Origin of the sequence: Parasphingopyxis marina (assembly GCF_014237875.1) — a bacterium.
GTDB classification, from domain to species: Bacteria; Pseudomonadota; Alphaproteobacteria; order Sphingomonadales; family Sphingomonadaceae; genus Parasphingopyxis; species Parasphingopyxis marina.
In genome coordinates this window covers 32,716-45,287 of the sequence record NZ_JACJVJ010000002.1, presented here as the reverse complement: position 1 = coordinate 45,287, position 12,572 = coordinate 32,716, and the positions used below count along the sequence as shown (strand labels likewise).

Genomic DNA, 12,572 nt, shown 5'->3' with positions numbered 1-12,572 from the left:
CACCCACTATCAGGAGCGCGTGGGTGGGGAGTAAAGGCGGCATCGACCGCCATTGTGGAGACCGGAAATGACGCACGGCGCGGCGCAGGCAATCGACGAATCCGGAATCGGTGCGACATTGAGCGCCATGGCCGATACCGATGGTTCGGCCTCCCATCGTTACGTTTCGAGCACCGAACTCAACAGCGACAAGGAAGCGGCGCGCAATCTTGCCGACGCCGCGCATTTCCTTGGCATTCTTCATGGCCAGCAGCCCGGCGTCGTCGAACTCGCCGCCGTCAAAACCGCCATTCCCGAAGCCCGCAGCTGGTTGGAGCAAGCCGAACTGGGTTTTGCCCGCGAACGCGCCTTCCTCACCAACCTTACCGTGGCCGCCGGCCCTCTCCCTTCGACGCCCGGCCACGCAGAAAGCGAGTCGGCGGTCCTCTCGCAGCGCCATGCGATCGAGACGCTCGCCCGGTCCGAGCGCGCCGGTTGCGCGCTTGGCGCAGCCATAGCGCTCGTCATGGACTGGAAGGCCATCCGCCGCGTACTGATCGCGGCCGCCGAGAAATTGGAAGTCGAAGCGCCCCTCTCCGCCCTTCCCGATGGCGCCGATGCCGTTGCGGTCGCCGATGTCGCCGGAGAATCGCCTGCCGTACGCCGCGCGCTAGCCTTTGGGGGCGAACAGATCCTTGCCCAGCATCGCGGCCTGTGGAACCTGCTCGAGGCCCGTGAGGCCGCCCGCGACATGTGGTAGGGTGATCGCCCTTCACGCCACCTCCCCGCTGCACTCTCTTCCGCTACGCCATGGTTGCAACGCGCACCCCTTCCGCCTATTCGTCGGCAGTTGACGTTAACGGAAGCCAAGGGAGAATAGCCGCGTGCGTTTCGACGGAACCAAGGATTATGTCGCCACCGACGATTTGAAAGTCGCCGTGAACGCTGCGGTGACGCTGCGCCGGCCGCTGCTCGTCAAGGGCGAGCCCGGCACCGGCAAGACCGTTCTCGCGCACGAAATCTCCAAGGCCATCGGCGCGCCCCTGATCGAATGGCACGTCAAATCGACCACCAAAGCGCAGCAGGGCCTGTATGAATATGATGCCGTCGCCCGGTTGCGCGACGGCCAACTTGGCGATGAGCGCGTCCACGACATCACCAACTATATCCGGCGCGGCAAGCTGTGGGAGGCTTTCACCTCAGAAGACCTGCCCGTCCTGCTGATCGACGAGATCGACAAGGCGGACATCGAATTTCCGAACGATCTCCTCCAGGAACTCGATCGCATGTCGTTCGATGTCTACGAGACGAAAGAGACGATCACCGCGAAAGAACGCCCGATCGTCGTCATCACCTCGAACAACGAAAAGGAGCTGCCCGACGCCTTCCTGCGCCGCTGCTTCTTCCACTATATCAAATTCCCCGATCGCGAAACGATGCAGGAAATCATCGACGTCCATTTCCCGGACATCCAGAAGATGCTCGTTTCGAAAGCCATGGATATTTTCTACGAGGTTCGCGACGTGCCGGGGCTGAAGAAAAAGCCGAGCACCAGCGAGCTGCTCGACTGGCTAAAACTGCTTCTCCACGAAGACATGCCGCTCGAGGTTCTCCAGAATCGCGATCCCAACAGCGCGATTCCTCCGCTCCACGGCGCGCTGCTCAAGAACGAGCAGGACGTGATGCTGTTCGAACGGCTGGCCTTTATGAGCCGGCGCCAGGGGAACTAACCGCAAATGGGCGTCGCCGAAAACAAGGCGGTTCTCCAACAGGCTTTCGCCGAGACTGCCAGGGGCAATGGCCGCCCGTTCGTCGATATGATGGCGGACGATGTTCGCTGGTCGATCATCGGCAGCACGGCCTGGTCGCGAGTCTACGAAGGCAAGGCGGACGTGTTAGCCAATCTGCTCGGCCCGCTCGCCACGAATTTCAACGGACCGAACACGGTCACCGCCGAACGTTTCATCGGCGAAGGCGATCTCGTCGCGGTCGAAGGCCGCAACCACAGCGTTACCCATGACGGAATGGCCTATGCGAACCGCTATTGCTGGGTATTCACCTTCCGCGGCGGAAAGGTCGCCGAGATCGTCGAATATTGCGACACGGACCTCATCAACCGCGCGCTGACACCCCCGGCGTAAACCCGGCCCTCGCCGCTAGACCTAGTCCTCCGGCGGCCGCCGCATTTCATGCGGCACCTCTGCATACATTTTCTTGCACGCCGGGCGCTCGTTGATCTGCGCGATCCAGCGCAGCAAATGCGGCGTATCGCTTTCGTTCACGAGTTCGGAAAAGCCGTGCTGCATGCCGTTCGCGATTGCGAAATTGCAGATATCGGCGAGCGAATACATGTCCGCGGCCAGCCATTCGTGATCGGCAAGGTGATCGTCGAGACGCCGCACGGAAATGCCGATCTTGCGCATTTCATCGTCCAGCATGTCCTGCGGAAAGCCTTCGCGCGCGCGGCGCCACTTCACCTGCTGTTCGGGGATCGGGATACGCTCGACCTTGGCCTCGAATTCCTCGTCGGTCAGGTCCTTGACCATCTGGCTGACCATCCGGCTCCAGCCGATCGTAGAGACGCACCAGCAGAAATATTCGTCGACCCATTTGGTCCACACCCGCATTTCCGCTTTTCCATAGCTGTCGTCGGGACGCAGCTTCACCGCGGTCGGATGTTCGTCTTCCAGATATTCGCAGATCACCGTGGATTCGGTGATGATATGGCCGCCATCGGCCAGCGCAGGCACCTGGCCGCGCGGATTGATCTTCTTGAACCAGTCCTCGTGATGCTCGAACTTGGCCGGGTTGAGCTGCTTGATCTCGAACTCGAGCCCCTTCTCGTAAAGCGTGAGCATGGGCTTGAGCGAATTCGCGCCGGGACCGAAACTATATAATGTTATCATTGCTAACTATCCTCTCCCCTGTGTCTTTAGCCTCGCCCCGCGACCGGCTACAAGACCCTCGGGACGGAAAATCCATGGGGTGAAACGGCATGCCAAGTGCGGGGCTGACGAAGGATCGCAAGCGCTGGCTCATTGGCCTGGCGACGCTGGGCGCGCTGGCAATCTGTGCCGCGGCGTCGGCCGTGCCGGGCAGCTTCGAAGATCGGCTGAGCCTCGCCACCCGGCTGACGGCGCGTTGGTCCTTCCTCTGGTTCCTCGCCGCCTTCGCCGCGCGGCCGCTGCACCAAATGTTCGGCGGCATCTGGACGGCGCTGCTGCGCCAACGCCGTTATGTCGGGCTCGGTTTCGCTTCCGCGCACACCATCCACGCAATGTGCTTCATCTGGCTGATCGCCGCGACGCCGGTCAGCCGACCGCCTTATGTCTATTTTATCGGCGGCACCGGCTATGTCCTGATGTGGCTGATGGCCGCGACCTCCAGCGACGCAGCGATGCGCGCGCTGGGTCGCAACTGGAAGCGGCTGCATATCACCGGCATCTGGCTGCTCTGGTTCATCTTCTTCGCGAGCTATGGCGGGCGCATTTTCCGGGCGGAAACACTCCTGCTTGGAAGCGTGACGACAGCGCTGCTGGTGGCCGCGGCTCTGATCCGCATCCCGCTCGTCCGGACAGCGTTCGGCCCCCGCCGGCCTCGCTCGATTGACCTTGGCGCTGCCGACCGTCGATAGTGCGCGCAACCGGGAGGGGAGAAACGCCGATGATTCGATCCGCCATATTGGCTCTGGCGCTGGTTGCGACGCCCGCCATCGCGCAGGAAATGGCGGCATCTCCGACCGCCAACGCTGAAACCTGGCGCGGCGCCTTCGATACCATCATCCTGCCCCGCACGATCGCTGGCTATGATCTCGTCGAGGAACGCCCGCTGACCGACGACGGAACCGACACCATCCTGCAATATCGCCACGAAGAGTCAGGCGATGCCGTAACCTTCTACGTTTACCGCGCCAGCGAACCCAACGCGATGCTGTGGTTTCGCCAGGCCATGATGGCAATCGCCCAAAGGCCCAATATCTCGGGTCTGGTTCCGGCGGACGAGATGCAAATGCTCCGAGCCGGAGGTTCCGCTTCTCCCAACGCCGTAAGCCAGTCGATGCGTCTCAACTTCGATGCATTCCGGACGGCGGGGCTCACCATCGTCCAGCTTGGCGAATGGATCGTGAAAATCCGAGTCAGCCGCCCGAGCGAAGATGTGGCGGCCATGACGGCGCTTCTCGCCGAACTCGCGGCCGCTATTTCCTATGAAGGCGAGCCTTTTACGGCCCACCCTCTGGTCTATCCCGGCGCGTGCAACGACCGGACGGATTTCGATGGAAATCCACTGTCGATCGTCCCGGCGCAGCGCGGCATTATCGTCACGGAAGGGCTGATCGAATATTCCGATGCTCGCGGCGGCGGCGGGATCTCCGTCGATCCTTCGGCCTATTGTGACATGACGCCGGACGATATGCGGACCTACACCAGCCTGTTCCGTGAACGCGAAGCCGATCACGGCGGCTGGACCATGCTGATCGCCGATGCCGGCTGGAGCCTCGTCACCCGTCCTCTCGCCTCCACCGAAAACGGCGAATTCGGCCTCTTTGCCAACCGCCCCAACGGGACCTATGCGATCGGCCTGTTCGACAGGGCGCCGGCACCCGGCATGGCAATCGGCATGGCTGTGCCGGTCTTCAGGCTCCAGAATGAGGGGCTCGGCAGAATTTCGAGCTATCCCAACGACGAACCGGCCGAATAAGCGGGAGCGACCGGGCGTGCTCGCCCCACTGGAAGGCGCGACCCGCTTCGCCCGCATCCGCGAGAAGCTGGAAAGGCTCGATTTTCCGAAGCGCTGGCAGCGCTGGCTCTACGAATTCCTGCTCTTTGGCTTCAAACAGGGCTGGGCCTGCCTGTTCGGCGGTGCGATGTTGGCGTTGCTGCTCGCCACCCATCTTTTCTATCCCGACAATGCACCGCTCGCCCGCTACGATTTTCTGACGCTCGCCGCCGTTGCGATCCAGGCTGCGATGTTGGCACTTCGACTGGAAAGCTGGGCCGAAGCCAAGGTGATCCTGATCTTCCATATCGTCGGCACGATCATGGAACTGTTCAAGACCGCAAACGGGTCTTGGATTTATCCCGAGGCAAGCCTGCTCAGGATAGGCGATGTCCCGCTTTTCTCCGGCTTCATGTACGCGGCGGTCGGTAGCTATATCGCGCGCGTCTGGCGGATATTCGACTTCCGCTATTCGCACTATCCCCCGCGCTGGGCGACCCTGGCGCTCGCGGCCGCCATCTACATCAACTTCTTCGCGCATCACTGGCTGCCGGATATCCGCTGGCTGCTGTTCGGGGCGACCGCCCTGCTCTTCTGGCGAACATGGGTGTATTACACGCCCTGGCGCGTGCCGCGCCGGATGCCGCTTCTGATCGGCTTCTTCCTCGTCGCACTGTTCATCTGGTTCGCCGAAAATATCGGCACCTTCGCGCGCGCCTGGACCTATCCGGGGCAGGAAGCGGTCTGGGAGCCGGTATCGCTCGCCAAGCTCGGCAGCTGGTACCTCTTGATGATCATCAGTTTCGTCCTCGTTTCGCTTATCCATCGTCCGTGCGCAGCTTCCCAACCGCGCGGCGATCTGGCATGACGTTAACGGAAACCACGAACCATATGGGCTGATCGATGTTCTTTTCCTTTGTCGACGAACTGCGTGTTGCGGGCATCCAGGCCAGCCTGAAAGAACATCTCACCTTGCTCGACGCGCTCGACAAGGATGTGATCGAGCGCTCCCCGGAAGAATTTTATTACCTCGCCCGCGCCACCTTCGTGAAGGACGAGGGGCTGCTTGACCGGTTCGACCAGGTGTTCGCCAAGGTCTTCAAAGGCATCGAAACCGATTATGGGCAGGAAGCGATGGCGCTGCCCGAAGACTGGCTGCGCTCGGTCGCCGAGAAATATCTGACCGAAGAGGAAATGGCGGAGATCGAGAAGCTGGGTTCCTGGGAAGAGATCATGGAGACGCTGAAAGAACGGCTTGAGGAACAGCAGGAGCGCCATGAGGGCGGCAACAAGTGGATCGGCACCGGCGGCACCTCGCCGTACGGGAATTCGGGCTATAATCCCGAAGGCGTGCGGATCGGCGGCGAAAGCAAGCACAAGAAAGCGGTGAAAGTCTGGAACAAGCGGGAGTTTCGCAATCTCGACAGCACCAAGGAACTTGGCACCCGCAACATCAAGGTCGCGCTGCGCCGCCTGCGCCGTTTCGCACGCGAAGGCGCGGCTGAGGAACTGGACCTCAAAAGCACGATCGACGGCACCGCGAAGCAGGGCTGGCTCGATATCCATATGCGCGCCGAAAAGCGCAACGCGATCAAGGTGCTGCTGATGCTCGATATCGGCGGTTCGATGGATCCGCATATCAAGCTGTGCGAGGAGCTGTTTTCCGCGGCGACATCCGAGTTCAAGAATCTGGAATTCTTCTATTTCCATAACTGCCCTTATGAGGGCCTGTGGAAGGACAACCGCCGCCGCTTCGCGGAGCGCACGCCGACCTGGGACGTGCTTCACAAATTCGGCCACGACTATAAATTGATCTTCGTCGGCGATGCGTCGATGAGCCCCTATGAAATTACCCATCCGGGCGGTTCGGTCGAGCATTTCAACGAGGAGGCCGGCGCGGTGTGGATGCACCGGCTGACCAACACCTATCCCGCCGCCGCCTGGCTGAACCCGGTACCAGAACAGCATTGGGGCTATTCGCAAAGTGTGAAGGTGATCCGTGAGTTGATGAATGATCGCATGTACGGCCTGACCCTGGATGGTCTCGACGATGCGATGCGGGAACTGACGCGGAAAAATTGAGCATGAGCCGCCTGCATGTCGAAAAGCATCAAGTCGGGCGTATCGGTCAGCTGCGCGCCGCCGTGCTCGGCGCCAATGACGGAATCGTTTCGACCGCCAGCCTGATCGTCGGAGTTGCCTCGGCTTCGGCAGGCCGGCCCGAGATATTGGTCGCGGGGCTTGCCGGGCTCGTCGCCGGGGCGATGTCGATGGCGGCGGGTGAATATGTCTCGGTCAGCTCGCAGTCCGACACTGAAAAGGCGGATCTCGCGAAGGAGCGCTGGGAGCTCGAAACCGCTCCCCATGCCGAGCATGCCGAGTTGGCCAGCATTTACCGGCACCGCGGTCTCGACAAGGCAACCGCAGAGCAGGTCGCGACCCAATTGATGGACAAGGATGCTCTCGGCGCGCACGCCCGGGACGAACTCGGCATATCTGAAATCAGCACCGCGCGGCCGGTTCAGGCGGCGATAACTTCTGCAGTCACGTTTACGCTGGGCGCCGCGATACCGCTGGTCGTCGCGCTACTTGTACCGGAAACCTCCAGTGTTCCAGCCGTTGCCGGTGCTTCGCTCGTCGCGTTGGGCGCGCTTGGAGCCATCGGTGCCCGCGTCGGCGGCGCCCATCCGTTGCGGCCAACGGCCCGCGTCCTTTTCTGGGGCGCATTGGCGATGGCGGTGACGGCGGGAATCGGCAGACTGGTAGGAACCGCAGTCTAGCAGGCGGTCAATAATGAACGCCGGGATCGAGGATATAGCCGAGCGGAACATTATCGAACTCGGTGCGCTGGAGCGACAAGGCGAGCATGCCGCCAGACCCCAGCGGAATCAGCGTAGAGGCGCGCACATCGAAATAACCATGCGTGCCTATCCCGATGCTGAGTTCGGACTGCATCCGACGCGCGGGTTCTTCGTCCCCGTGCCGCTCGAGCAATGCGACCTGATCGGGCGACAGGGACGGTCTTGCTTCGATTTCCGCGATTTCCTCGTCGCTTAACCGATGGACATTCTGTGCCGCAGCGGCTGATGCGAGAGTCAGGAGCGGCAACAGCGCAAAAACGGAAAACAGTTTGATCATCGGTACCTTTTGCCGATCGCTTGATTACGCCGGCCTGAATGGAAAGACTTTGCTGGATGCGGCTCTCAGCCGCCCCCGGTCGCAAAGGAGAAAGGTCGCACCGGCAAAGTGAGATTGGCGCCGGTAACCGTCAGAAAATCCCCGTCAACCATGTTCTCGACACAGGCTGCGCCTGCATAGCTCAGCAGCGCCTTTTCGAAGGGGCGTTCGGCAGAGAGCACGATGCGCCCCTCTGCGTGCGTGGACAGTTCCGCGATGGCAATCTCCCCGATCTCGTCAACAAGCCGCCAGCCCGTCGTTCGATCGTTCGCATCCAGCCGCTGGCCCGGCACCATATCCAATCCGATTTCGATTCTGCCCTGAGCATCGCTCGAGCCGGACACAGGCAAGGGCGAGCGTTCGCCGGTCGCGATCGCAACCGCCATGCGGTCTGCAGCGATGCAATAGCCTTCCGTTGTAAGGTGAATTCCGTCGCGAGTCGGCAAATCGAAGCTGGCGCTGGCAATCTCGATTGCCGGACAGGCCGCCGCCACTTCACGCTGCGCGCGCCGAACCCGTTCAATCCCGCATTTGCCCCGCGTACCGGTGCAGGTCCAATGGCCGAGTTCCTGCACCAGCACACGCTCGCAATTCGCCTTTTCGCGGAGAGCCAGCAGAACGTCTGACAGCGCCGCACAGTAGCGATCAAAATCTGCTTCCCGCAGATTTATCGCGTCGGACTCGCCTTGCGCCCAGATGATTTCATCGAAACGGGTCGATTGCGCTCGCCACGCACCGATTTTGCGTTGCGCCAACGCAAAGGCCGGACCGAAACTCTTGCTCTCCCCTTCACACCAGTAGTTTTGCCGGATTCGCGCCTTGATCGCATCGTCGCCGGGGTCACTCTCTGCGTTGGCCCTCGCGAAATCGTGCAGAAGCGCAGTGCCGCCCCGCGCAACGCTGAAAAACTGCACCGAGCTTGACGCAGGACTAAGCGCGAGAAATTTGCGCCGGAAACTTTCGAGAGCGGCCCCGCCATCGGCCGTCACCCATTCGGCGATGTTGGATTGCCCGGCCAGGAGAAAATTCGCGCCGCCGCGCGGTGGCTTCCTTTCGAGAAAAGGCACGAGGCTGTGCACGAGGTGACGGAATCTTCCAGGTATTCCGCGGCTTGTGCGGTCAGCCTTCATAGATCAGCGAAGCGCCGCGGCGATCGCGCCAAGCCTCTTCGTCGCTTCGGGTCATCGCCACCAAATCACCTGGTTCGGCGCCGCTATCGTCAACCCATTCCCGCAGCAGCGGGCTGCCGTTGATGACGTCGATGGCGAAAACGTCGTCAGTATATTCATATTTGAAATCCTTGCCGCGCCATAGCTCGTAATCCGGACAGAGCCGCCGGATCGCCTTGAACGCCAGAGCTTGCAGCCGCCAGGGCTTGAACGCGCCGTGATCATAAGCCGGCCCTTCGGGGTGAATCTGGATACCGCTGCACAGCTGGCCGACATGTTTGTGAAAGGTCGGTTCGAACCAGATTTCGCGGAGCAGGCAGCCTGCCAGCCAATTGGGCGCAAGCCGTTCCATCTCTGCCAACACCCTGCCCGCCTCGATATCGGGTGCCCCGAACAGCTCCAGCGGGCGGGTCGTTCCCCTGCCCTCGCTCAGCGTTGTGCCTTCCAGCATGACCGTTCCGGCATAGGCGCGCGCCATCCAGAGATTGGCGGCGTTGGGGCTGGGATTGACCCAGATGCGCTCGCCGAGCGGCCAGCCATGGCCCGGCGCTTCGTCGGGCGCCCAACCTTCCATGGCGATCACGCGATACTCGACATCGAGGCCCAGCGTTTCGATGAACCAATGGCCGAGTTCGCCCATGGTGAGCCCGTGCCGCATCGGCATCGGCCCGGCACCGACAAAGCTCTCCCAGCCTTCGCGCAGGGTCAGCCCCTCGATGGGCCGTCCGGCGGGATTGGGACGGTCGAGCACCCAGACGGCCTTGCCGTGCTCGGCTGCCGCTTCGAGAATGTACCGCAAGGTGGTGATGAAGGTGTAGATCCGGCAGCCCAGATCCTGCAGGTCGATCAGGATCGTATCGAAGGTTTCCATCGACGCAGCGGTGGGGCGACGGACTTCGCCATAGAGGCTGAAGACCGGGATGCCGTGGACCGGATCACTCTCGTCGGCCGTCTCGACCATGTTATCCTGCTTGTCGCCCTTGATCCCGTGCTGCGGGCCGAAGGCCGCGGTGACGTTGACGCCGGCGGCGATCAGCGCGTCGAGCGAATGGGTCAGGTCAGCCGTTACGGAAGCAGGATGAGCGAGCAGCGCGACACGCTGCCCCTCGAGCGGGGCGCGCGATGCAGCGTCTTCTATCAGGCGATCGATACCGAATTTCATGACGCGCTTGCTGCCGGGAGTTCGAGCGCAAAGCAATCCTTGTGGTGGAAATCGGGCTTACCGAGCGGATGCGCGAGCGCCCAATAGGAATGCGTACCGTCCACCTGCTCTATCACCGCGGAAAGACCGAACAGGTCGTGCGCCTCGGTTAGACCGGCGAGAGCGACCGCCAACTGAAGGTCGCACGCCGAGGCATCGACATCGATCTCAGGCGGCACCAGTGGGGGGATCGCCGCCATGCCGCTGCGATAATCGTCGAACCGATAGGCGGCCCATTGGCTCGAAGGCGAAAAGTTGAACTCATGATAGGCCGTAGCCTCGCTGCTGCCCGCAAAGGCCTCGAAGCAACTATGTTTCCAGAGCCCGTCGGCAAAGCCCGGATCGGCCGCAGCCGGCACCGCGATAGAAGCGATATCGCCCTTAACGACGAAACGCAGCGCCAACTCGCCCGCACCCGGTCGCGCGATCTGAACCTCTATCGTCTCGACCGCATCGCAGCGGCAATCGGGATGCAGCACCAAAGCCCGGCGAACGCTACCCAAGCACCAATCTCCATGCTAAGCGCCCGCGCGCCATGACAGAATATTCGTCCGATCTTCTACGCCTGCTCGATGCGCGCGGCTATGTCCACCAGATCACCGATGCGGCGGGCCTGGACGCGCTCGCCGGCACCCAGATCGTGCCGGGCTATATCGGTTTCGACGCAACCGCGCCCTCGCTCCATGTCGGCAATCTCGTGTCGATCATGCTGCTGCGCCGCCTCCAGCAATCGGGTCACAAGCCGATCGTCGTGATGGGCGGAGGCACGACCAAGGTCGGTGACCCTTCCGGCAAGGACGAAGTGCGCAAGCTGCTCGACGAGGACGGTATCGCCAGCAACATCGCCGCGATCCGCCGTATCTTCGACCGGCTCCTGACGCTCGCACCCGAGGGCGAGGAAGGCGGGCCGACCGACGCGATCATGGTCAACAATGCCGACTGGCTCGACACGCTCGAATATATTCCCTTTCTGCGCGAGGTGGGTCGGCATTTCACCATCAACCGGATGCTGACCTTTGACTCCGTCAAGCTGCGCCTCGATCGCGAACAGCCGCTGACCTTCCTCGAATTCAACTATATGATCCTCCAGGCCTACGACTTTCTCGAGCTGTCGCGCCGGCACACCTGCCGTCTCCAGATGGGCGGTTCGGACCAGTGGGGCAATATCGTCAACGGCATCGAGCTTGCCCGCCGGATCGACGGCGCCGAGCTTTACGGCGTGACGACCCCGCTCATCACGAAGGCCGACGGCACCAAGATGGGCAAGTCGGTCACCGGCGCGATCTGGCTCCATGAGGACCAGCTCGGCCACTACGATTATTGGCAGTTCTGGCGGAACACCGATGACCGCGACGTCGGCAGGTTCCTGCGCCTCTTCACCGATATTCCGCTCGACGAGATCGCCCGCCTCGAAGCGCTTGAAGGCGCGGAACTCAACGAGGCCAAAAAGGTCCTCGCCAACGCCGCAACGGCGATGGCGCGCGGCGAACAGGCGGCCCGCGATGCCTCTGAAACTGCCCAGAAGACGTTCGAGCAGGGTGCGGTCGGGGAAGACCTGCCCTCGCTTTCGGTCGAAGCCGGCGAAATCGCCTTGCTCGATGCGATGGTCGATCTCGGCCTGGTCGCCTCCAAGGGCGAAGCCAGACGGCTGGTCCGGGGTGGCGGCGCGCGAATCGACGGAGAAAAGGTCGAGGATGAAGGCGCGAGCGTTACCATCGGCGACGAACCGGTACGTATCTCCGCCGGGAAGAAGAAACACGGCGTGCTCGTCCGCGCCTGAGCGACGCTTTCTCTTCCATGTGCGGGCGTTAACCGGCCCTTGACCACGCCGCCATGGCGCGCGACGCCCCTTTCATCCCGAAATCTGCCGATTTCGCCGCACCAACCGGTGGTTAACGCGATGTTAGGCATGCCCGTTGGCGCACGTTTAATCACTCTGTGCCAGTTATGTCCTGCTTTTGAGCACATTGGGAGAAACGGAAATGAGCGCGCAACCTATCGCTCAGCAGATTTTCGACGTTGAGAAGCGCCGCGCCGCGCGTGACGCTGTGTCGATCCGTGCTTCGCTTCACGAACCGAGCGAGGAAGGCCACGAGATTCTCGTCGGCAACCTCTCGCCATTCGGTTTTATGGCGATATCGCCCAAGGCCTATCGCGAGGGCACGCTGGTGCGTCTCAACCTGCCGCTGATCGGCGAAGTCAACGCCCGCATCGTCTGGTCGCTTTCGGACCGGATCGGCGCGGAGTTCATTCGTCCGTTCGATGCGCGCGGCTATCGCGCCCTGCTCGATTCCACGCCGAACAAGGCGCAGAACGACTAGGCCGGGGGC

General features: G+C 62.0%; 15 protein-coding genes. 10 read left to right on the top strand and 5 right to left on the bottom strand.

The window, feature by feature from the left end; all coding sequences use genetic code 11:
* Positions 1-67 precede the first annotated feature (67 nt).
* The 3 genes from H6P80_RS08960 to H6P80_RS08950 all read left to right on the top strand — a co-directional run bounded on the left by H6P80_RS08960 (position 68) and on the right by H6P80_RS08950 (position 2,120).
* On the top strand, positions 68-739 hold the full coding sequence (locus H6P80_RS08960; RefSeq protein ID WP_235973848.1) for a DUF6975 family protein: 672 nt from the start codon (positions 68-70) through the stop codon (positions 737-739).
* Positions 740-863: 124 nt separating this feature from the next.
* The gene (locus H6P80_RS08955; protein ID WP_185801065.1) at positions 864-1,709 is read left to right on the top strand and encodes an AAA family ATPase; all 846 of its coding nucleotides are present in this window, start codon (positions 864-866) and stop codon (positions 1,707-1,709) included.
* 6 nt (positions 1,710-1,715) lie between these two features.
* Positions 1,716-2,120, top strand: a complete 405-nt coding sequence (locus H6P80_RS08950) for a nuclear transport factor 2 family protein (protein ID WP_185801064.1) — start codon at positions 1,716-1,718, stop codon at positions 2,118-2,120.
* 21 nt (positions 2,121-2,141) lie between these two features.
* Here the strand turns inward: H6P80_RS08950 and H6P80_RS08945 are convergent, their stop codons facing one another.
* Positions 2,142-2,885, bottom strand: a complete 744-nt coding sequence (locus tag H6P80_RS08945; protein WP_185801063.1) for a glutathione S-transferase family protein — start codon at positions 2,883-2,885, stop codon at positions 2,142-2,144.
* Positions 2,886-2,974: 89 nt separating this feature from the next.
* Here H6P80_RS08945 and H6P80_RS08940 point away from each other — a divergent pair, with 89 nt between their 5' ends.
* The 5 genes from H6P80_RS08940 to H6P80_RS08920 are packed head-to-tail and all read left to right on the top strand — an operon-like array spanning position 2,975 to position 7,475.
* On the top strand, positions 2,975-3,613 hold the full coding sequence (locus H6P80_RS08940; protein ID WP_185801062.1) for a cytochrome b family protein: 639 nt from the start codon (positions 2,975-2,977) through the stop codon (positions 3,611-3,613).
* A 29-nt stretch (positions 3,614-3,642) separates the two neighbouring features.
* Positions 3,643-4,677 carry a hypothetical protein gene (locus H6P80_RS08935; protein WP_185801061.1) on the top strand — a complete coding sequence of 345 codons (1,035 nt, stop codon included), beginning with the start codon at positions 3,643-3,645 and terminating at the stop codon, positions 4,675-4,677.
* Positions 4,678-4,693: 16 nt separating this feature from the next.
* A complete protein-coding gene (locus H6P80_RS08930) occupies positions 4,694-5,563 on the top strand; it encodes a DUF817 domain-containing protein (RefSeq protein ID WP_328804971.1) in 870 nt (289 codons plus the stop codon).
* A gap of 35 nt (positions 5,564-5,598) precedes the next feature.
* Complete coding sequence (locus H6P80_RS08925; RefSeq protein ID WP_185801059.1) at positions 5,599-6,777, top strand: vWA domain-containing protein; 1,179 nt, start codon at positions 5,599-5,601, stop codon at positions 6,775-6,777.
* Between the two features lie 2 nt (positions 6,778-6,779).
* Positions 6,780-7,475 carry a VIT1/CCC1 transporter family protein gene (locus H6P80_RS08920; protein ID WP_185801058.1) on the top strand — a complete coding sequence of 232 codons (696 nt, stop codon included), beginning with the start codon at positions 6,780-6,782 and terminating at the stop codon, positions 7,473-7,475.
* 7 nt (positions 7,476-7,482) lie between these two features.
* Here H6P80_RS08920 and H6P80_RS08915 read toward each other — a convergent pair whose 3' ends face one another.
* The 4 genes from H6P80_RS08915 to H6P80_RS08900 form a co-directional block, all read right to left on the bottom strand.
* The gene (locus H6P80_RS08915; RefSeq protein ID WP_185801057.1) at positions 7,483-7,833 is read right to left on the bottom strand and encodes a hypothetical protein; all 351 of its coding nucleotides are present in this window, start codon (positions 7,831-7,833) and stop codon (positions 7,483-7,485) included.
* A 65-nt stretch (positions 7,834-7,898) separates the two neighbouring features.
* A complete protein-coding gene (locus tag H6P80_RS08910; protein WP_185801056.1) occupies positions 7,899-9,002 on the bottom strand; it encodes a sialate O-acetylesterase in 1,104 nt (367 codons plus the stop codon).
* Positions 8,992-10,203, bottom strand: a complete 1,212-nt coding sequence (locus H6P80_RS08905) for an exo-beta-N-acetylmuramidase NamZ family protein (RefSeq protein ID WP_185801055.1) — start codon at positions 10,201-10,203, stop codon at positions 8,992-8,994. Before H6P80_RS08905 ends, H6P80_RS08910 begins: the two co-directional genes overlap by 11 nt.
* Positions 10,200-10,745: a DOMON-like domain-containing protein gene (locus H6P80_RS08900; protein ID WP_185801054.1), complete on the bottom strand. Its 546-nt coding sequence runs from the start codon at positions 10,743-10,745 to the stop codon at positions 10,200-10,202. Before H6P80_RS08900 ends, H6P80_RS08905 begins: the two co-directional genes overlap by 4 nt.
* A gap of 32 nt (positions 10,746-10,777) precedes the next feature.
* Between H6P80_RS08900 and tyrS the strand changes: the two genes are divergently transcribed.
* Positions 10,778-12,022 (top strand): tyrosine--tRNA ligase, encoded by a 1,245-nt coding sequence (tyrS, locus tag H6P80_RS08895; protein ID WP_185801053.1) that lies wholly within the window; start codon positions 10,778-10,780, stop codon positions 12,020-12,022.
* 202 nt (positions 12,023-12,224) lie between these two features.
* Positions 12,225-12,563 carry a PilZ domain-containing protein gene (locus tag H6P80_RS08890; protein ID WP_185801052.1) on the top strand — a complete coding sequence of 113 codons (339 nt, stop codon included), beginning with the start codon at positions 12,225-12,227 and terminating at the stop codon, positions 12,561-12,563.
* Positions 12,564-12,572: the final 9 nt, after the last annotated feature.